At 69.5% G+C, this 19600-nt stretch carries 21 protein-coding genes and 1 tRNA gene; 8 read left to right on the forward strand and 14 right to left on the reverse strand.

Annotation, left to right across the window (positions count from 1 at the left end):
* Positions 1–5: 5 nt before the first annotated feature.
* Positions 6–173 (reverse strand): hypothetical protein, encoded by a 168-nt coding sequence (locus G5B31_RS21075; protein ID WP_205911923.1) that lies wholly within the window; start codon positions 171–173, stop codon positions 6–8.
* A gap of 112 nt (positions 174–285) precedes the next feature.
* Between G5B31_RS21075 and G5B31_RS12355 the strand changes: the two genes are divergently transcribed.
* Positions 286–360, forward strand: a tRNA-Thr gene (locus tag G5B31_RS12355).
* A 411-nt stretch (positions 361–771) separates the two neighbouring features.
* Here G5B31_RS12355 and G5B31_RS12360 read toward each other — a convergent pair.
* Complete coding sequence (locus tag G5B31_RS12360; RefSeq protein ID WP_165018112.1) at positions 772–1200, reverse strand: helix-turn-helix domain-containing protein; 429 nt, start codon at positions 1198–1200, stop codon at positions 772–774.
* 76 nt (positions 1201–1276) lie between these two features.
* Between G5B31_RS12360 and G5B31_RS12365 the strand changes: the two genes are divergently transcribed.
* A complete protein-coding gene (locus tag G5B31_RS12365) occupies positions 1277–3532 on the forward strand; it encodes a heavy metal translocating P-type ATPase (protein ID WP_165018114.1) in 2256 nt (751 codons plus the stop codon).
* A 1-nt stretch (position 3533) separates the two neighbouring features.
* On the opposite strand, the gene G5B31_RS12370 is transcribed toward G5B31_RS12365, so the two are convergent.
* The 5 genes from G5B31_RS12370 to G5B31_RS12390 form a co-directional block, all read right to left on the reverse strand.
* On the reverse strand, positions 3534–4265 hold the full coding sequence (locus G5B31_RS12370) for a sulfate/molybdate ABC transporter ATP-binding protein (protein WP_165018116.1): 732 nt from the start codon (positions 4263–4265) through the stop codon (positions 3534–3536).
* 95 nt (positions 4266–4360) lie between these two features.
* The gene (cysW, locus tag G5B31_RS12375; RefSeq protein WP_165018118.1) at positions 4361–5224 is read right to left on the reverse strand and encodes a sulfate ABC transporter permease subunit CysW; all 864 of its coding nucleotides are present in this window, start codon (positions 5222–5224) and stop codon (positions 4361–4363) included.
* Positions 5217–6056 (reverse strand): sulfate ABC transporter permease subunit CysT, encoded by an 840-nt coding sequence (cysT, locus tag G5B31_RS12380; RefSeq protein WP_165018120.1) that lies wholly within the window; start codon positions 6054–6056, stop codon positions 5217–5219. The genes cysW and cysT overlap by 8 nt, the downstream gene beginning before the upstream one ends.
* Positions 6057–6064: 8 nt before the next feature.
* Complete coding sequence (locus tag G5B31_RS12385; protein ID WP_205911935.1) at positions 6065–7033, reverse strand: sulfate ABC transporter substrate-binding protein; 969 nt, start codon at positions 7031–7033, stop codon at positions 6065–6067.
* Positions 7034–7455: 422 nt separating this feature from the next.
* Positions 7456–7920, reverse strand: coding sequence for an Rrf2 family transcriptional regulator (locus tag G5B31_RS12390; protein WP_165018121.1), 465 nt, complete (start codon positions 7918–7920; stop codon positions 7456–7458).
* Between the two features lie 214 nt (positions 7921–8134).
* Here G5B31_RS12390 and G5B31_RS12395 point away from each other — a divergent pair, with 214 nt between their 5' ends.
* The gene (locus G5B31_RS12395; RefSeq protein ID WP_165018123.1) at positions 8135–8608 is read left to right on the forward strand and encodes an Lrp/AsnC family transcriptional regulator; all 474 of its coding nucleotides are present in this window, start codon (positions 8135–8137) and stop codon (positions 8606–8608) included.
* Between the two features lie 176 nt (positions 8609–8784).
* Positions 8785–8940, forward strand: a complete 156-nt coding sequence (locus G5B31_RS12400; RefSeq protein WP_165018124.1) for a hypothetical protein — start codon at positions 8785–8787, stop codon at positions 8938–8940.
* Positions 8941–9252: 312 nt separating this feature from the next.
* Here the strand turns inward: G5B31_RS12400 and G5B31_RS12405 are convergent, their stop codons facing one another.
* From G5B31_RS12405 to G5B31_RS21385, 3 genes are read right to left on the reverse strand one after another with little or no spacing between them, the layout of a single operon-like run.
* The gene (locus G5B31_RS12405; RefSeq protein WP_165018126.1) at positions 9253–10095 is read right to left on the reverse strand and encodes a TonB family protein; all 843 of its coding nucleotides are present in this window, start codon (positions 10093–10095) and stop codon (positions 9253–9255) included.
* On the reverse strand, positions 10092–10502 hold the full coding sequence (exbD, locus tag G5B31_RS12410) for a TonB system transport protein ExbD (RefSeq protein ID WP_165018127.1): 411 nt from the start codon (positions 10500–10502) through the stop codon (positions 10092–10094). Before exbD ends, G5B31_RS12405 begins: the two co-directional genes overlap by 4 nt.
* A 1-nt stretch (position 10503) precedes the next feature.
* A complete protein-coding gene (locus G5B31_RS21385; RefSeq protein WP_165018129.1) occupies positions 10504–11490 on the reverse strand; it encodes a MotA/TolQ/ExbB proton channel family protein in 987 nt (328 codons plus the stop codon).
* Positions 11491–11912: 422 nt separating this feature from the next.
* Between G5B31_RS21385 and G5B31_RS12420 the strand changes: the two genes are divergently transcribed.
* The 4 genes from G5B31_RS12420 to G5B31_RS12435 are packed head-to-tail and all read left to right on the forward strand — an operon-like array spanning position 11913 to position 15639.
* On the forward strand, positions 11913–12950 hold the full coding sequence (locus tag G5B31_RS12420) for a hemin-degrading factor (RefSeq protein WP_165018131.1): 1038 nt from the start codon (positions 11913–11915) through the stop codon (positions 12948–12950).
* Positions 12947–13792: a hemin ABC transporter substrate-binding protein gene (locus tag G5B31_RS12425; RefSeq protein ID WP_165018132.1), complete on the forward strand. Its 846-nt coding sequence runs from the start codon at positions 12947–12949 to the stop codon at positions 13790–13792. The genes G5B31_RS12420 and G5B31_RS12425 overlap by 4 nt, the downstream gene beginning before the upstream one ends.
* A 4-nt stretch (positions 13793–13796) precedes the next feature.
* Positions 13797–14858: an iron ABC transporter permease gene (locus tag G5B31_RS12430; RefSeq protein ID WP_165018134.1), complete on the forward strand. Its 1062-nt coding sequence runs from the start codon at positions 13797–13799 to the stop codon at positions 14856–14858.
* Between the two features lies 1 nt (position 14859).
* On the forward strand, positions 14860–15639 hold the full coding sequence (locus tag G5B31_RS12435; protein WP_165018136.1) for a heme ABC transporter ATP-binding protein: 780 nt from the start codon (positions 14860–14862) through the stop codon (positions 15637–15639).
* 6 nt (positions 15640–15645) lie between these two features.
* Here G5B31_RS12435 and G5B31_RS12440 read toward each other — a convergent pair whose 3' ends face one another.
* From G5B31_RS12440 to G5B31_RS12455, 4 genes are all read right to left on the reverse strand, one after another.
* Positions 15646–15795: a hypothetical protein gene (locus tag G5B31_RS12440; RefSeq protein ID WP_165018137.1), complete on the reverse strand. Its 150-nt coding sequence runs from the start codon at positions 15793–15795 to the stop codon at positions 15646–15648.
* Positions 15796–16075: 280 nt separating this feature from the next.
* The gene (locus G5B31_RS12445; RefSeq protein ID WP_165018139.1) at positions 16076–16495 is read right to left on the reverse strand and encodes a hypothetical protein; all 420 of its coding nucleotides are present in this window, start codon (positions 16493–16495) and stop codon (positions 16076–16078) included.
* Positions 16496–16809: 314 nt separating this feature from the next.
* A complete protein-coding gene (gene metG / locus G5B31_RS12450) occupies positions 16810–18528 on the reverse strand; it encodes a methionine--tRNA ligase (protein ID WP_165018141.1) in 1719 nt (572 codons plus the stop codon).
* A 219-nt stretch (positions 18529–18747) separates the two neighbouring features.
* Positions 18748–19497, reverse strand: coding sequence for an SDR family NAD(P)-dependent oxidoreductase (locus G5B31_RS12455; protein ID WP_165018143.1), 750 nt, complete (start codon positions 19495–19497; stop codon positions 18748–18750).
* Positions 19498–19600: the final 103 nt, after the last annotated feature.

Here is a 19600-nt window from a genome sequence, read left to right on the forward strand (position 1 = left end):
CCGCCTCACTCGTTCTTGTTGTTGTCCGCGCCGGACCCCGCCCGCGCCTTCGCCTGTGCCTTGCGCCGCGCCATGTTGGCCTTGAGCGCCGCCTTCAGCCGCTCTTCCCGCGTCATCCCGGCCGCTGGTTTGCGGGGGCTGGCGGGGGCACGCTTCTGGTCGGGATCGCGCATTGCAGGGTGAATATCCCAGCCCGGCGCGGCGGTCCAGAGCGCGGCGCCCGCCCGGGCGAAAAGGGGGTTGCACCGGCCGCGGGCATCGTCTATCTCCCCCGCCACCGACGGCGCTGCAGTAGCTCAGTGGTAGAGCACTCCCTTGGTAAGGGAGAGGTCGAGAGTTCAATCCTCTCTTGCAGCACCATTTTCCTCCTCCATCTTGAAAGCTCCTTGTATCAAGGGCCTGATGCTATTCTTGTGTTCATGGCAGAGGCGCGGCCCCCCTCGGGGGCGAGGCCGAGGAATTACCGCGGGACTCTGGTTTTCCGGTCACCAGCCGAGTGCAAGGAAGGCCGCGGCCATGAGAAACGCGATGAGCCAAACCATCGGCCCGGGCCGCTTTCGGGTGGGCAGATGCGTGACGCCCAGCCGGTGAACAGACAGCGGGCGCTCGATCAGCCTTTCCTCACTGACCGATCGTAGACGAGTTGGCGGCAAAGGGGTCACCTTCGGGGACATGCGCCGAATCTTACTGAGAATCTTGGCATTTTTTGGGTGAACTGGCGCAGGCGGCCGCTGATCGGTTCGGTCGGGCAAGAGCGAGGTGGATTCTGGCTCAGTCCTCCTCTTCCGCATGGTCTTCCTCGCAGAGGGCATGGTTGCCGAGGACCTCGATCACCCGGCAGTCGGCGATGGTGCCGCGGGCGCAATGTTCCACCATCCGCTCCAACTCGGCCCGCAGCGCCAGCAGGCGGTCGATGCGGGCGTTGACCGCGCGCAGTTGCCGGCGGGCGATGTCGTCGGCGGCGGCGCAGGGGCGGTCGGGGTCGTCGGACAGGCTCAGCAGCTCGCGGATCGCCCCCAGCGGGAAGCCCAGGTCGCGGGCGTGGCGGATGAAGGCCAGCCTTTCCTGCGCGGGCCGGCCGTAGAGGCGCTGGTTGCCGGCGCTGCGGCCGGGCTGGGGCAGGAGGCCGATCTGTTCGTAATAGCGGATGGTCGGGACCTTCACGCCCGTCGCCTCGCTCAGTTTTCCGATCGGGATCATGGGAAACCTCTTGAAGCTCTAGTTGCTAGAGCACTTAGGTTGCCGATTCGATGAAGGCAAGTGCAGGAGGCAGGCCATGGCGGGGCAAGGGACGAAGCGGGAATGGACCGTGACCGGGATGGATTGCGCCGCCTGCACGGTGAAGGTGACGCGGGCGGTGGAGCGGCTGCCGGGGGTGAGCGACGTGAAGGTCGCGCTGATGGCGGAGCGGTTGTCGCTGAACCTAGAACCCGGCGGCACCGATACCGGGGAGATCGAGGAGGTCGTGCGCAGGCTGGGCTATGGCATCGCCCCGAAAGGCGAGGCCGCAGCGCGCAAGACGGCGTTCGTGCTGCCCGGCTCAGCACCCGGGGCCGACCACGCAGGCCATGACCACCCGGGTCACGATCAGGATTCCCCCGCCACGGCGGACGATGCCGGCCACGGCACCCCCGGCCATGTCCACGACGACCCGGCCGACCGGGGCAAGCCATGGTATCGCACCGGCAAGGGGCGGCTGGTGATCCTGACCGGGGCATTGCTGGCGCTGGCCTGGGCGTTCGAACTGCTGACCTCGGCCGAGTTGGGCTATTGGGCCTTCCTTGTCGCCTGCCTGATCGGCGTCGCACCCGTGGCGAAACGCGCCTTCGAGGCCCTGCGCATGGGCCAGCCCTTCACCATCGAAAGCCTGATGACCATCGCCGCCGTCGGCGCGCTCTTCATCGGCGCGGCGGAGGAGGCGGCGCTGGTCGTCTTCCTCTTCGCCGTGGGCGAGGTGCTGGAGGGCGTGGCGGCCGGCAAGGCCCGTGACGGCATCCGCGCGCTGGCGGCGCTGGTGCCGAAGACGGCGCTGCTGGAGATCGACGGCGGCACGCGGGAAGTTCCGGCCGAGGCGCTGGAGATCGGCCAGGTGGTGCTGGTCCGCCCCGGCGACCGCATCCCGGCGGATGGCGAGATTGTCGAGGGCGCGGGCGGCGTGGACGAAAGCCCGGTGACCGGGGAAAGCGTGCCGGTGGCCAAGGCCCCCGGCGATGCGGTCTTCGCCGGGGCGATCAATGCCGAGGCGGCGTTGCGGGTCCGGGTGACACGGGCCGCCGCCGACAACACCATCGCCCGCATCGTCCGGCTGGTGGAGGAGGCCGAGGAGGCCCGCGCCCCGACCGAGCGCTTCATCGACCGCTTCAGCCGCTGGTACATGCCCGCCATCGTGGCGCTGTCGGCGCTGGTGGTGCTGGTGCCGCCGCTGGCCTTCGGGCAGGACTGGGGCACCTGGCTCTACCGCGGGCTGGCGCTGCTGCTGATCGGCTGCCCCTGCGCGCTGGTGATCTCGGTCCCCGCCTCCATCGCCTCGGCGCTGTCCTCGGGCGCGAAACGGGGTCTCTTGATGAAGGGCGGCGCGGTGATCGAGGCGGCGGCGCAGGTGGTGCAGGTCGCCTTCGACAAGACCGGCACGCTGACCCATGGCCGGCCGATGGTGACCGACCTGGTGCCCGCTCCGGGCGTCGGCGAGGCCGAACTGCTGGCGGTGGCGGGCGGGGTGGAGGCGGGTTCCAGCCACCCGCTGGCGCTGGCGATCCTGCGCAAGGTGCAGGAGGCCGGAGTGGCCGCGCTGCCGGCGCGGGAGGGCCGGGCGATCCCCGGCAAGGGGGCGGAGGCCGTGGTCGGCGGCGAAAACGCCTGGGTCGCCTCGCCCCGCCATGCGGCGGAGGCGGTCGGGCTGTCGGACGCGGCGCGGGCAGAGGCGCTGGAGACCGAGGGCAAGACCGTGGTCGCGGTCTGGCGCGCGGGCCGGCCGCTCGGCCTGATCGCGCTGCGCGACGAGCCGCGCGCAGATGCGGCCGAGGCCGTCCGGCAGCTGAAGGCGATGGGGGTGGGCGCCACCATCCTGACCGGCGATAACCCGCGCACCGCGGCGGCCATCGCCGGCGGCCTGGACATGGACTACCGCGCCGGGATGCTGCCGGCGGACAAGCTGGAGGCGATCCGCGGCATGGCCGCCACCGGCGGGGTGATGATGATCGGCGACGGCATCAACGACGCCCCGGCGCTGAAACAGGCCGGCGTCGGCGTGGCGATGGGATCGGGCACCGACGTGGCGCTGGAGACGGCGGATGCCGCCATCCTGCGCGACCGGGTGACCGATGTGCCGGCGCTGATCCGGCTGGCCCGGGCGACGATGGGCAACATCCGCCAGAACGTGACCATCGCGCTCGGCCTGAAGGCGGTGTTCCTGGTGACCTCGGTCCTCGGCCTCACCGGCCTCTGGATCGCCATCCTGGCCGATACCGGGGCGACGGTGCTGGTGACGCTGAACGCCCTGCGGCTCTTGGTCCTCGACCCGGCGAAAGAGTGACTCAGGCCGAGATGAAGTCGCGCACGAAGGGAGTGGCCGGGCGGGCGCGGATGTCCTGCGGCTTGCCGATCTGCTCGATCCGGCCCCCCGACTGCGACCCGGACATCACCACCACCAGGTCGGCGAGTTCCATCGCCTCGTCCTGGTCGTGGGTGACGAAGACGGTGGTCAGCCCGGTCTCGTCGTGGATGTCGCGCAGGCCCTGCCGCAACTCTTTCCGCACCTTGGCGTCCAGCGCGCCGAAGGGTTCGTCCAGCAGCAGCATCCGCGGCTCGATCGCCAGCGCCCGGGCCAGCGCGACCCGCTGGCGCTGGCCGCCGGACAGCTGGCTGGGGAAACGGGCGCCGATGTCGGGCAACTGGATCAGTTCCAGGAGCTTCTGGACCCGCCGGGCGATCTCGGCCCGGGGCGGGCGGCTGGCGCGGGGGCGGGCCTTCAACCCGTAGGCGATGTTCTCGAACACCGTCATGTGGCGGAAAAGCGCGTAGGACTGGAACACGAAGCCCGCCCGGCGCTGTTGCACCGTCAGCCCGGTGGCATCCTGCCCGTCGAAGAGGACGCGGCCCGAGGTGGGAAACTCCAGCCCGCCGAGGATGCGCAGAAGCGTGGTCTTGCCCGAGCCGGAGGGGCCGAGCAGCGCCACCAGCGCGCCCGAGGGGATGGCGAGCGAGACCGGATGCAGCGCCGCGGTGGTGCCGAAGGTCTTGGAGATCTCGTCGATTTCGATGTGCATGGCGGTGGTCCTTCTGGCGGGTGCCGGACCGGGGGCCGGCCCCCGGGGTCCCGGGATATTTGGGGATGGATGAAACGGCATCGGCCTGTTCCCGCTCAATGCCGCCGCGCGGCGGCGAGGTCGCCGGCGTGGCGGTGTTCGAGCAGGGCCTTCAGAAGCAGGGTGATGAGGGCAAGAGCCGTCAGCACCGCGGCCAGCGAGAAGGCCGCCACCGAGAGATATTCGTTGTACATCATCTCGATGGTGATCGGCATGGTTGCAGTCTGGCCGCGGATCTTGCCCGAGACCACGGCGACGGCGCCGAATTCCCCCATCGCCCGGGCGTTGCACAGCAGTACGCCGTAAAGCAGCGCCCAGCGGATGTTGGGCAGGGTGACGGTGCGGAAGATCCGCCAGCCCGAGGCGCCCAGGGTCAGCGCCGCCTCTTCCTCGGCCCGGCCCTGCTCGATCATCACCGGGATCAGCTCGCGCGCGACGAAGGGGAAGGTCACGAACATGGTGGCGAGCGCGATGCCGGGCAGGGCGAAGACGATGGGATAGCCGTTGGCGACCAGCCAGCCGCCCATCCAGGAATTCGCCCCGAACATCAGCACGATGCAGAGGCCGGCGACCACGGGGCTGACCGAGAAGGGCAGGTCGATCAGGGTGATCAGGAAGGCCTTGCCGCGGAAGTCGAACTTGGTGATGAACCAGGCGGCGGCGATGCCGAAGGCGGCGTTCAGCGGCACGGCGATGGCGGCGATGGTCAGCGTCAGCCGGATCGCCGACAGCGCGTCGCGGTTGCCGAGGCTTTTCACCGCGGCCAGCCAGCCCTTGGCCAGCGCCTCGGCGAAGACCACGATCAGCGGCGCGAAGACCAGCACGGCCAGGCCGAGGGCGGCGATGCCGATCAGCGCCCAGCGGGCCAGCGGCGGCTCCTCGGTGGCGGCGCGGAAATGCGGGGGGGAGATGTCAGACATGACCGATCCTCCGGCGGCTCCAGATCTGGATCAGGTTGATCGCCAGCAGCATGGCGAAGCTGATCGCCAGCATGGCGATGCCGATCGCGGCCGCCTCGTCGTATTTGAACTCTTCCAGCCGGATCACGATCAGCAGCGGCGCGATCTCGGTCAGCAGCGGGATGTTGCCGGCGATGAAGATCACGCTGCCGTATTCGCCGACCGCCCGCGCCAGCGACAGCGCGAAGCCGGTCAGTGCGGCGGGGGTCAGCATCGGCAGGATCACATGGGCCATGGTGTGCAGCCGTCCGGCGCCCAGGGTGGCGGAGGCTTCCTCGACCTCGCGCTCGATCTCCTCGACCACCGGCTGCACGGTGCGGGTGACGAAGGGCAGGCCGACGAAGACCAGCGCCAGGAAGATGCCCCATTGCGAATAGGCGATCTTCCAGCCGACCTCCTTCGCCAGCGCTCCGAACACGCCGTTGGGCGCATAAAGCGCGGTCAGAGCGATGCCGGCGACGGCGGTCGGCAGCGCGAACGGCAGGTCCACCGCGGCGTCCAGCAGCCGCCGGCCGGGGAAGCGGTAGCGCACCAGCACCCAGGCCAGCAGCACCCCGAAGACCAGGTTGAAGACCGCGGCGAACAAGGACAGCCGGAACGACAGGAACAGCGCCTTCCAGACCCTTTCGCGGTTCACCGTGTCCCAGATGCCGTCAAGCCCGAAGACGGCGCCCCTCAGGAGAAGGGCGCCGATGGGCAGGAGGACGACGATCGACAGCATCGTCAGCGTGATCCCCATCGACAGCCCGAGTCCGGGCATCGGGGAGCGGTGGATCAAGGGTCGCCTGCCCATCTGTGCACTCACTTCGGCACGTAGATCTGGTCGAAGATGCCGCCGTCGCCGAAATGCTCGGGCTGCGCCTTGGCCCATCCGCCGAAATGCGAGATGTCCACCAGTTCAAGCTCGGGGAAGCGCGCCACGTCTTCCGGCGCCGCGGCCGAATTGTCCCAGGCGCGGTAGAAGTGCTTGTAGGCCAGCGCCTGCCCCTCGGGCGAGTAGAGGAAGTTCAGATAGGCCTCGGCCAGCTTGCGCTGCTCGTCGGTCTTGAGGTTGCCCTCCACCAGCGCCACCGGCGGCTCCGCCAGCACCGAGACCGAGGGAACGACGATGTCGAACTGGTCCTCGCCCAGTTCCTTCAGCGCCAGATAGGCTTCGTTCTCCCAGGCCAGCAGCACGTCGCCGACGCCGCGCTGCGCGAAGGTGGTGGTCGAGCCGCGGGCGCCCGAGTCCAGCACCGGCACATGCTCGAACAGCGCCTTGACGAAGGCCTGCGGGTCCTGGCCGTTCTTCTCGGCCCAGGCCCAGGCGGCGAGGTAGTTCCAGCGGGCGCCGCCGCTGGTCTTCGGGTTGGGCGTGATCACCTCCACCCCCTCGGCGACCAGGTCGCCCCAATCCTTCACGCCCTTGGGATTGCCCTCGCGCACCAGGAAGACGATGGTCGAGGTATAGGGGCTGGAATTGTGCGGCAGCTTGGTCTGCCAGTCGGTCGGCAGCTTGCCGGCCTCGGCGATCTTGTCGATGTCGCTGGCCAGCGCCAGCGTCACCACCTGCGCCTCCAGCCCGTCGATCACCGCCCGCGCCTGCGACCCCGAGCCGCCGTGGCTGACCTCGATCTCCGGCGCCTCGTTGCCCTGCGCCACCCACCAGGTGGAGAAGGCCTCGTTCACCTCGCGGTAAAGCTCGCGCGTCGGATCGTAGCTGACGTTCAACAGCGCCTCGGCCTGCACCGCCGAGGGGGTGCCGCCCAAGGCCAGCAGCGCCAGCGCCATGGCCGACAGCGCCCCCCTCAGCGCCCGGCCGACCGGCCAGCCGGTCAGCCGCAGCGCGCCGTCGGCGATGGTCAGGCGGCCGTCGGCATGGTCCTGCACGACGGGGCCCTGCGCCGAGACGGTCCCGGCAAGCTGGATGGTGGCGAACATGGTCTTCTCCTTTGTGGCCCGCGCCGGACGCGGCCGGACGGGGCGGAAGGGCAGGATGCCCAGGATGGTCTGCGGAAGGGGGAGGGCGGTCATGGCGATACTCCTCTGTCCTGCCGGGAGCAGCGCCCGGCTTCCCCTTAATAACGACAGATGAAGTCGAGTATTTCAAAGGAAAATTCACGCCGAAATGGGTCGTGATTTTGGAATGGTTTTCTCCGGCCGCCGGGGTGGTCCGGCGGGGTGGTTCAAGGAAATGAAAGAATTACAGGGGTTTAAGCCTGCGCTTCCACGCCGAGGACCTGATCTGCGATGCTGCCCTGGCGCAGCATGTCCTCCAGCGTCAGCGAGTCGATGATCAGCAGGTAGGACCAGAACACCTCGGCGAAGACCTTGCGGATGCGGCAGGCGGCCTCGTCGGAGCAATCCTCGCAGCGCTGGTAGGCCCGGCGCGACAGGCAGGGCAGCGGCGCGATCGGGCCGTCGATGGTGCGCAGCAGTTCGGAGATGGAAATCTCCGCCGGCTTCTTGATCAGGCTGTAGCCGCCGGCCCTGCCGCGGGTGGAGGCGATGACGCCGGCGTTCCGCACCTCCAGCAGGATATGCTCCAGGAACCGCTTCGGCGTGCCGGAGCGGCGGGCGATCTCCTCGATGGTCAGCGCCTGCGGCTTCTCCTTCGCCGCCTCGTCGGCCAGCGCCAGAAGCGCCTTCAGCGCGTATTTCATCTTCTGCGTGATCATGAAGCAGCGTTACGGCCCATGGGGCGGGGAATCAATCTCTGCCTTCCCCGGCGGCAATCGCAGGGTGGACCTGTCGCGGAAAGACCGCAGAGGACAGGCGCCGCAGGCCGGTCCGCGCCTGCCTTCAATCATACACGATAAAGACGCTAGACATTTGATCCATTCTCTGCATCCTGAAGGGAAGGAACCTGCTGTCCCGGAAAGGAAGGGTGCGATGACCGATCTGGACCTGATCGACCGCAAGATCGTGGCGGAACTGATGGCGGATGCGACCCAGCCGGTGGCCCGCATCGCCGACCGCGCGGGCCTGTCGCAGACCCCGTGCTGGAAGCGCATCCAGAAGCTGGAGGCGACGGGGGTGCTGACCGCAAGGGTGGCGCTGGCCGACCCGGCCAAGCTGGGCTTCGGCCTCACCGTCTTCGTCGGCATCGAGGCGCCCGACCATTCGCCGGAGTGGCGCGAGACCTTCCTGGCGGCGGTGGAATCGATTCCCGGCATCATGGAATGCTGGCGGATGGCCGGCGAGATGGACTACCTGCTGCGCGTCGCGGTGCAGGACATGACGGCCTATGACGGGCTTTACAAGCGGCTGACCGATGCGGTGCCGATCAAGAACGTCACCAGCCATTTCGCCATGGAGCGGATGAAATACACCACCGCCTATCCGGTGGACACCAGGAACAGATAGGAAATCCGCGGCCGCGGAGAACCAGATTCTCCGGGCCTGCGGATTTTTGGAATGATTAATCACGAGTATCTTGCTAGATTAACCCAGCGACGAGTCGCCCGGAGGCCGAGGGCCCGGGCCGGACTGCTCCGGCCCCCTTCCTCCCGGCGGCGCTGCCCGTTGCAAAGGAGTGCCGCTTGAACCGACTGTTCCGACAGCCCGACCGGGGCTTCATGGGCTACGCCGCGCTTGCGGTCTTCGCCCTGGCCTATCTCTTCGCCATGATGCTGGTGCTGGCCCCGGGGCAGCTGCTGCCCACCCCCTCCGCCGCGGTGGTGGAGACGGCGGAGTAACGCCCTACGTCTGCCTTGGCGAAGGCCATCGCCTTCGCCACAGCGCAACGCTTCCCCTTGTCCCGGCCGGGCCCTCAAGGCCCGGCCAGCGCCCGCCCCGCCCTTGGGCCAGGCGCTTCTCGCCCGCCGGGTCGGGCGCTGGCCTCTCGGGTTCTCGGGCTGCCGCTGTCTCCGGGTGCACCCGCGCGCGGCAATCGCTTGGCGGTGCAATACTGGTTTTCCGCGCTCACCTCGGAAGGAAAGAAGCGGCTGTTCTTATCCTCGCCCGGGACGACAGTGGTAAAACGAAAGCTGCCTGGGAGCGTCCCGCGCCTACCTGCCCGCGAATTCGATCTGGAAGTTGCGTTCCGCTCCCTCGGGCGGCACCGGGAAGGGGGCGGCGCGGTGGATGTGTTCCACCGCCACCCGGTCCAGATCGGCGTCGCCCGAGCTGCGGGCGATCCGCGCCCCGGCCAGGCTGCCGTCCCTGCCGACGCTGAAGGCCACCACGGCCACGCCCTTGGCCTTGACCTTCTTCTTCTTGGTCGAGCGGACCTTCTTCATCACCGCCTTGGAATAGGCTGCCGGCGACATCTTCGACCCGCCCTTGGCCTTGCCGGCCTTGGCGCCCGCGGCGCCGGCCTTGGCGGCGGCCTGCGCCTCTTCCTTCGGCTTCTCGGTCTTCTCCACCTTCTCGGCGGTCTCGACCTTCTTCTTCGGCTTTTCCTTCTTCTTCTCCGGCTCCGGCTTCTTCTCGGGCTTCGGCTTCGGTTTCTGCACCTGCTCGACCTTCTTCTCCGGCTCCGGCTCCGGCTCTTCCGGCGGGGGCGGCAGCGACAGGTCGGCGACCACCGGCTTGTCGATCTCGGGCAGCGACATCGCGGTCTGCACCGGCAGGTCGGGCGGGGTGTCGGTCTCCAGCTCGGGCGGCGGCTCCATCTCCGGCGGCTCGGACTGCTGGGTCACCTCGTCCAGAACCTCCGGCGCCTCCTCGGCCACCGCGGCGACGTTGGGCGCGGTCGAGGGCATCATCGACAGGTCCAGCATCATCGGCGCCGGTTCCTCGCGGGCCTCGGCCACCAGCGCCAGCGCGGCGGCCCCCGACAGGATCGCGGCCGAGGACACCCCGGCCATCAGCCAGCCGAGGGTCCGGGAACGGGCAGGGGATCGGGTCATGGCGCACCCTCCAGTCCGACAAGGGCCACCTTCAGGTAGCCGGCGTTGCGAAGCGCATCGAGGACGCCCATCAGCGCACCGTAGTCCACGCTGCGGTCGGCGCGCAGGAACACCGGGGTCTCGCGGTTTCCTTCGGTGCGCGCATCCAGCGCGGCGCCCACCGCCGTGCGGTCCAGCGGCGTTTCGTCCAAGAGCAGCGCCTTCTCCGCGGTGAAGGTCAGCCAGAGCGGGTCCTGCGGGCGGTCGGCGGGCGGGGCGGAGGAGCCGGGCAGGTTCACCGCCACGTCGACGGTGGACAGCGGCGCCGCCACCATGAACACGATCAAGAGGACCAGCATCACGTCGATGAAGGGCGTGACGTTGATCTCGCTCAGTTCGTCGTCGCCATCGTCCAGCCTGACCGCCATCTCAGCCCCCCATCCGGGCGTCCAGCGCCCGGCTGAACCGTTGCAGCACGTCAGCCGTGCCATCGGCGAGGCGATGGCGGAAGGCGGCGATCCGCCGCATGGTGCGGTTGTAGAGCAGCACCGCCGGAATGGCGGCGACCAGGCCGATGCCGGTGGCCAGCAGCGCCTCGGCGATGCCGGGGGCGACCACGGCCAGGTTGGTGGTCTTGGTCTCGGCGATGGCGAGGAAGCTGTTCATGATGCCGAAGACGGTGCCGAACAGGCCGACGAAGGGGGCCACGGCGCCGATCGAGGCCAGAAGCCCGGTGCCGCCGCGCAGCCGCTGCACCGCGCCGGCCTCGATCCGCTCCAGCGACAGGTCCAGCCGCTCGCGGGCCGAGGCGCGCAGGTCGGGCGTCAGCCGCTCGGGCAGGGCGGCCAGTTCGGCGGCGGCGGCGCGGGCGGTCTCGGCCAGCGGGCCGTCGCCCGCCACGGCGGGCACGCCCTCGGCTGCGGCGATAGCGCGGGCGGTGCGCGCCATCCGGCCGAAGGCCAGCTGGAACTCCACCGCCTTGAACAGGAAGATCGTCAGCACCGCGAAGACCGAGGCCGCCAGCAGCGCCATGACCGCCTGCACCACCGGATGCGCCTTGAGCACCAGCGAGGAGAGATCGGTCTCCACCGGCGTCTCGGCCAGCGGAAGGGGTGCGGGGTTGGCGGCGGCCTCCGCCGCGTCGGGCGCGGCCGCGTCGGCGCCGGCGTCTTCGGCCGGAGCCGCGGCATCCGGGGCCTCGGCCCCGCCAGTCCCGTCGGGCGCTGTCGCCGGGGCCGCGGGCGCGTCGCCGATGGCGGCGGGCTGTTCCGGTGCGGCGGCTTCGGGCGCGGTATCGGCCGAGGGCGCGGCGGGGGCGGTCTCGGCCGGGCTGCCGGGCTGGTCCAGCGCCGGGGCCTCGGGGGCAACGACGGGGGGCGCCTCGCCCTCCTGCGCCAGGGCCGGAAGGGCGGCCATCGAAACGGCCAGGATAAGCGGAAGCGTCTTCAACATCTCATGCCTTTACCGGACATCCGCCCGGCCTTTACCGCAGTCCGGCCCCGGCGCACCGGGCAGATTCCGGCGGGTAACGGGAGAAATGCGGTCACTTTTCGGTGTCCCGGGCGGGCAGGCGGGCGTCGGGCTCCGGCAGGTGGCGGAAGGCCGGTGCATCGGCGTCGATTCCCCTCGGGTTTTCTGCTGTTTTCCGGCTGGCCGGGCCACGGGACGCAGCTGGCGGGCAGAAGATTCTGACTTGAACTGTCAGGGCATGGCTTCTAGAAATGCCTACTGTAATTGTCAAGTATCTGCCGCCTCCCTCGTCGGCAGGTCTGGCAAAGCCGCGCCCCAGCCCGTTGCCAGAGATGCGCGTTCCCGAACAACGACTGGAAGGACCCATCATGGCCAAGCCCGGCCCCGAGCAGATCCGCGCGCTGCGCGCCGAGAACACCAAAGCCCGCGCCCGCGATTTCGCCATGGTCCAGGGGATTTCCGAGGCCGATCTGGTGGCCGCCCATGTCGGCCATGGCGCCACCGCCATCGTCGCCGATCCCGACCGGCTGCTGCCCTGGGCGGGCAAGCTGGGCGACGTGATGGCGCTGACCCGCAACGAGCATTGCGTGCATGAACGCCGCGGCGAATACCTCGACTACCGCACCGGCGCCTTCGCCGCGATGGTGCTGGGGCCGGAGATCGACCTTCGGGTCTTCGGCAAGCACTGGGTCCATGCCTTCGCGGTGGAGGAACCCGGCGAAGAGGGGCCGAAGCGCAGCCTGCAGGTCTTCGACGCCGCGGGCGATGCCGTCCACAAGATCCACCTGAAGCCGCAGTCGAACCACGCGCTCTGGGGCGACCTGATCGCCAACATGCGGCTGCCCGAACAGGCGCAGGCGCTGGACCTGACCGCGCGCAAGCCGGTGGAAGCCGCCAAGGCCGATGCGGCCCGCGCCCCGGCGCTGCGCCGGGCCTGGGACGCGATGACCGACACCCACCAGTTCCTCGGCCTGGTGAAGGAGCAGGGGATGAACCGCCTCGGCGCCTATCGCGTCGCCGGCGCGCCCTATGCCGAACGGCTGGACCCGCAGGCGGTGACGCTGACGCTGGAACGCGCGGCGGAAGGCGGCATCCCGGTGATGATCTTCGTCGGCAATGCCGGCTGCATCCAGATCCACGGCGGCAAGGTCGAGAAGATCGTGCCGATGGGTCCCTGGATCAACGTCATGGACCCGCGCTTCAACCTGCACCTGCGCGCCGACCGCCTGGCCGAGGTCTACCGGGTCTGGAAGCCCACCCGCACCGGCGATGTCTACAGCATCGAGGGCTTCGCCGCGGACGGCGAACTGATCCTGCAGATCTTCGGCTACCGCAAGGACACCCCGGCCGAGCCGTGGAACGCGCTGACCGCCGCCCTGCCGCGGCTGGAAGAGGTGACGGCATGATCCGGCTGACCCTCGGGGCCTTCGCCCTGTCGCTGCTGGCCGCGCCGGTGCTGGCGCAGGACGGCCAGCGGGTGATCTCGCTCGGCGGGTCGGTGACCGAGATCGCGGTGGCGCTCGGGGCGCAGGACCGGCTGGTCGCGCGCGACACCACCTCCAATTACCCGCCCGAGATCGAGGCGCTGCCCGACGTGGGCTATATCCGCGCGCTTTCGCCCGAGAACGTGCTGGCGCTGGCGCCGGACCTGATCATCGCCGAAGGCGATGCCGGCCCGCCGGAGGCGGTCGAGGTGCTGAAATCCGCCGGCATCCCCTTCGCCCTGATGCCCGAGGCGAACGGGCCGGACGCCATTCCGGCCAAGATCGCCGCCGTGGCCGAAGCCTTGGGCAAGGTCGAGGAAGGCAAGGCGCTGTCCGCTACCGTCTCCGCCGGGCTGGAGGCCGCCAAGGCCCGCGCCGCCGAGGTGACCGAGCCGAAGCGTGTCCTCTTCATCCTGTCGCTGCAAGGCGGCAGGGTGATGGCGGGCGGCGAGGGCACCGAGGCCGAGGGCATCATCCGGCTGGCGGGCGGGGTGAATGCCGCCACCGGCTTCCAGGGCTACAAGCCGATGACGGACGAGGCGGTGATCGCCGCTGCCCCCGACGCCATCCTGACGATGGACCGCGAGGGCGACCTGGCCGTGGCCGATGCCGAGGTCCTGTCCCATCCGGCGCTGGCCGAGACGCTGGCGGGCAAGGCCGGAAAGGTGATCCGCATGGACGGGATGCTGATGCTGGGCTTCGGCCCCCGCACCCCCGAGGCGGCGGACGCGCTGTATCAGGCGCTTTACGGCACCGGGGGCTGAGCCGATGGTGGCCCTGTCGCCAGACCTGACCCGGCCCGGCCTGCGGCCGGTGCCCTGGGGGCTGACCGCGGGGCTGGTCCTCTTGGTGATCGCCGCCTCGGCGCTGTCGCTGACCTCGGGCGCGGCGGGGCTGGGCTTCGGCGACCTGCTGTCAGCCCTGTTCGGCGAGGGGCTGTCGAAGCGTGACGCCGTGGTGCTGTATGACATCCGGCTGCCGCGGCTGGCGATGGGGCTGGCGGTGGGGGCGGCGCTCGCCGTCTCGGGCGTCCTGTTGCAGGGCCTGTTCCGCAACCCGCTGGCCGATCCCGGCATCGTCGGCATCAGTTCCGGCGCGGGGCTGGGGGCGGTGATGGCCATCGTTCTGGGCGGGCTCTTGCCGCTGTGGCTGTCCGACCTCATCGGAATGCACCTGGTGCCGGTCGCCGCTTTCCTGGGCGGCTGGGCGGCGACGCTGATCCTCTACCGCACCGCCACCGCGGGCGGGCGAACGGATGTGGCGACCATGCTGCTGGCCGGGATCGCGCTGGCGGCGCTGGCGGGGGCGGTGACCGGGGTGATGGTCTATCTCGCCGACGACCGCCAGCTGCGCGACCTGACCTTCTGGTCGATGGGATCGCTGGCTGGTGCCACCTGGGCCAAGCTGGCCGCCGCGCTGCCGCTGATCGGCCTCGTCATGCTGATCGCCCCCGGCCTGGCCCGCGGGCTGAACGCGCTGGCCTTGGGCGAGGCGCAGGCGGTCCACATGGGGCAGGACGTGCAGCGGGTGAAGCGGCGGGCCATCTTCGGCGCCGCCGCGGCGACCGGGGCGGCGGTGGCGGTCTCGGGCGGCATCGGCTTCATCGGCATCGTGGTGCCGCACCTGCTGCGGCTGGCGATGGGGCCCGACCACCGGCGGCTCTTGCCCCATGCCGCGCTGCTGGGGGCGGGGCTGCTGGTGCTGGCCGATCTGGTCTCGCGCACCATCGTCGCCCCGGCCGAGCTGCCGATCGGCATCCTGACCGCGCTGTTCGGCTCGCCGGTGTTCCTGTGGATCCTTCTGCGCCAGAAGGGCGCGCTGCGGGGCTGAGATGCTGGAAATCGCCGACCTGCACGCCAGCCTCGGCCGCCGCGAGGTGCTGCACGGGGTTTCCCTGACCGCAAGGCCCGGCGAGGTGCTGGCGATCTGCGGCCCGAACGGGGCGGGGAAAAGCACGCTTCTCCGCGCGGCTCTGGGTGAAATCCCGACGCAGGGCCATATCCGGCTGAACGGCCATGCCGTGGGCAAGGCCCGCCCGGCCGAGATGGCCCGCATCCGTGCGGTGCTGCCGCAGGACACCCAGGTCGCCTTCGCCTTCACCGTAGCCGAGATCGTCGCCATGGGGCAGGAGGCCGGCGATTTCGCCGCCGACCCGAACCTGATCGACCAAGCGCTTGCCGCCGTGGGCCTGCAGGCCCATGCCGCGCGGTCGTTCCAGACCCTGTCCGGCGGCGAGCGCCAGCGCAGCCACCTGGCCCGGGCGCTGGCGCAGGTCTGGCAGCCGATGGGGCCACAGGGCCCGCGCTGGCTGTTCCTGGACGAGCCGGTGGCCAGCCTCGACCTCGGCCACCAGCTGCAGGTGATGCGGCTGGCGCGGGCCTATGCCGACGACGGTGGCGGCGTGGTGGCGGTGATGCACGACCTGAACCTGTCGGCGATGTTCGCCGACCGGCTGGCCTTCCTGATCGACGGGCGGCTGGCCGCCGAAGGCCCGCCGGCCGAGGTGCTGACCCCGGCCCTCTTGGAGCGGGCCTATGGTTGCAGGGTGGCGCTGAACACCGTGCCCGCACGCGGGCCCTGGTTCGTGCCGCAGGCTTGCGAGGCGCCCTGAGGCGCATCACTCGGCGGGCTGGACCATGCTGGCGGGAATGGCCTGGAACGTGTCCTTCGGGGCCAGGATCAACACCATGATCGCGGCATAGGCGGCGAAGAACAATACGGTGGCGGCAAGCGCGTAGTTGCGCTTCGGGCGCAGGATCTCGGTCATTCCGTTCTCCCTTCGGGGCAGCGTTGGGGCCGAAAGCGGGGGGCCGAATGCCCGCAGTCTAGCACCGGCAGGGGAGCGGAGTCTTCTAAACTTATGCGTGTGTGCAGGAGAATGGTCCTGTGTTCTCTGGAATCGGCAGAATAATGTCCCGCCGGACGGGCTTTCTGCACCTGCAACCCGGAATGATGTTGCAACTGCGAAAGCCGCCGCCGACTCGCCCGGAACGGAAACGGCCGGCCCGGGGTGCCGGGCCGGCCGCCTGTCCCTTCAGAGCAGGGGATCAGTAGCAGACATACCAGTATTCGCAGTAGCCATACCAGTCGCACCAGTATTCCCAGTAGCAGGCGCCGCGCGACTTGGCTTCGGCGTCGTCGCGCAGCGCGTCGGCCTTGGCCTTGATCAACTCGTCATCCGGGGCCAGCGCCACCGCCTCGTCGAGGATGGCGCCGAGGTCCATCGGCGTGCCGCCGGCCTCGATGGTGGTGCCTTCGGCGACCGAGACCATCATCTGCACGCCGGCGATCATCGCCAGGGCGTCCTTGTGGGCGCGGCCGTAGTTGATCATCGCGTTGGCGGTGGTCAGGGTGCTTTTCGCCTCGGCCTGGGCCACGGCGTCGGGTTCTTTGGTCTCCTGCGCCAGAACGGGGGCGGCGGACATAACGGCGGCACTCAGCGCAAGGGCTGCAAGAATACGCTTCATTTCATTCTCCCAAGAAAGTGTTCCCGCAAGGGCCCTTTACCCGGTTCAATGACCTCTGGGCCGGATGCAGGATCAGACTGCTACACCGCGGAGAAACGGGCAAATGAAATTGCCTGTCATCTTGCCGCGGGGTTGGGAAAACCCGATGCGCGAAGACCGCTTTGCAACCTTTGCGCGAGGTGTGCGGGAGCCAGTCGCGTTTCCCGGCGGGGCGGGCCTGCCGGGTGGGAGCGGTGGGTGAACCCCGCCCTACGCTACGCGGCCGCCGGACGGGCCGGATGTAGGACGGAGTTCACCCCGCCATTCTCCTCCGATCAGTCGCGCTTTCCGGCGAAGCGGGTCTGCCATTCGGCCCGTTCCTCGTCGGTGATCTTGCGGAACAGGTTCTCGGGGACCGAGAATCCATGTCCCGGCGGCAGCACCCGCAAGGCCCCGGCGGCGTCCCCGGGCCAGCTCCAGTCGTCCGAGCCCATGGCCTGCATCATCGCCTCGGCCGCGTCGGGGATGAAGGGGCGCGACAGCACGGCGTAAAGCCGGATCAGGTTCAGCGCCAGGCGGATCTGCGCCTGCGCCTGCTCGGGATCGGTCTTCACCACGGTCCAGGGCGCGGCGGCCTGCAGGTATTCGTTGCCGGCGACCCAGATCGCCCGCAGCTCGCCCGCCGCCTTGCGGATCTCCATCGCGTCCATGAAGCCTTCGTAGTCGCGGATCCGCGCGCCGATCTCGGCGATCAGCGCGGTTTCCTGCGGGCCGAAGCTGCCGCCTTCCGGCACCGTCTCGCCGAATTTCGAGCGGGCGAATTTCGTCACCCGGCTGACCAGGTTCCCCAGCACATCCGCCAGGTCCTTGTTCACCGAGACCTGGAAATTCTCCCAGGTGAACTCGCTGTCGCTGCTTTCCGGCGCATGGGACAGCAGCCACCAGCGCCAGTAGTCGGCCGGCAGGATCGACAGCGCCTGGTCCATGAACACCCCCCGCCCGCGCGAGGTGCTGAACTGGCCGCCATCGTAATTCAGGTAGTTGAACGACTTCAGGTAGTCGACCAGCTTCCACGGCTCGCCCGAGCCGAGGATGGTGACCGGGAATGACAGCGTGTGGAAGGGCACGTTGTCCTTGCCCATGAACTGGTAATAGGTCACGTCCGCCGCGCCCCTGTCGGTGCGCCACCAGCGTTCCCATTCCGCATCGGGCTTGCCATGGGCGTCGGCCCATTCCGCGGTGCAGGCGATGTATTCGATCGGCGCGTCGAACCAGACGTAGAAGACCTTGCCCTCCATCCCCGGCCAGGGCTGGTCGCCCTTCTGCACCGGGATGCCCCAGTGCAGGTCGCGGGTGATGCCGCGGTCCTGCAAGCCGTCGCCGTCGTCCAGCCATTTCAGCGCGATGGAGGTGGTGAGCACCGGCCAGTCGGTCTTCGACGTGATCCATTCCCGCAGCTTTTCCCGCATCAGGCTTTGCCGCAGGTAAAGGTGCTTGGTCTCGCGCACCTCCAGGTTGGTGGAGCCCGAGATGGTGGAGCGCGGGTTGATCAGGTCGGTCGGGTCCAGCTGCTTGGTGCAGTTGTCGCACTGGTCGCCGCGGGCGGAATCGTAGCCGCAATTCGGGCAGGTGCCCTCGATGTAGCGGTCGGGCAGGAAGCGGCCGTCGTCCACCGAATAGACCTGCTTTTCCGATACTTCGCGGATCAGCCCGGCCTCGTCCAGGCGCCCGGCGAAATGCTGGGTCAGCCGGTGGTTGCGGGTGGAGGAGGAGCGGCCGAAATGGTCGAAGGACAGCCGGAAGCCGCGGGCCAGCTCGGCCTGCACCTGATGCATCTCGGCGCAATATTCCGCCACCGGCTGGCCCGCCTTGGCGGCGGCCAGCTCGGCCGGGGTGCCGTGCTCGTCGGTGGCGCAGATGAACATCACTTCATGGCCGCGGCCGCGCATGTAGCGGGCGAACAGGTCGGCCGGCAGCTGGCTGCCGACCAGGTTGCCCAGATGCTTGATCCCGTTGATGTAGGGAATGGCCGAGGTGATCAGAATCCGTGCCATGAAAAGCGCCTTTCGTCCCGTTCGGGCGCGGGTTTACCGCGCCCGGGGGGGAAGGGCCAGAGCCTTGCGGAACCGGGAAACCGCGCGGCTGGGCCACAAGTCTTTTATCGTGCCTCCGGCGGGGATATTTCCGTTCTGAAAGAGGGCATCCTCTTTCAGAAGACAAATATCCCGGGGGTGAGCCCGGAACGGGCGAGGGGGCGGCGCCCCCTCTCTCCCTCACAGCGCGGTATAGCCGCCGTCGACCAGATGATAGCTGCCGGTGATGAAGCTGGCCTGCTCCGACAGCAGGAACAGCACCAGCGCCGAGACCTCCGCCGCCCGGCCCAGCCGTCCCACCGGGTGCTTGGCGATCAGCCAGTCCCGCGCCGCCTCGTCGAAGCCCGACAGGAGCGGCGTGTCGATGAAGGCCGGGCCGACCGCATTGATGCGGATGCCCTGGGTGGCATATTCCTGCGCCGCGGTCTTGGTCAGCCCGACCACTGCGTGCTTGGCCGCCACATAGGCCGGTGCCGTCGCGAAGCCGACCGAGCCGAGGATCGAGGCCATGTTGACGATGGACCCGCCGCCCGATTGCAGCATCGCCGGGATGCCGAAGCGCAGGCCGTAGAACACCGCGTTCAGGTTGACGCCGATCACCTGGTTCCAGCCGTCCAGCGGATAGTCCCCGGTCGGGGCCGAGGGGCCACCGATGCCGGCGTTGTTCACCATCAGGTGCAGCCCGCCATGGGCCATCGCCGCGGCCACCTGCGCCTCTACCACCGAGGGGTCGGCCACGTCGCCCGACACCGCCGCCGCCCGGCCGCCCTGCGCGGCGATCCGGTCCGCCACCTTCTGCGCCACCTCCTGCTTCAGGTCGGCGACGACAACTGTCGCCCCTGCCGCCGCGAGGTCCAGCGCGATGGCCTCGCCGATGCCCGAGCCCGCGCCGGTGACGAGGGCGGTCTTGCCGTGGAACTGGATCTCCATCCGAATCTCTCCTGTCGCTTGTGCCGCAGCAGTCTACCACACGCCGAAGGGGCGGCGGCTTGACCTGGCGCAAGCGGGCCGCTTGTGCGCCGCGCCGGGGCGG

Origin of the sequence: Rhodobacter sp. SGA-6-6, assembly GCF_011043545.1 — a bacterium.
Classification (GTDB): Bacteria; Pseudomonadota; Alphaproteobacteria; order Rhodobacterales; family Rhodobacteraceae; genus Pseudogemmobacter.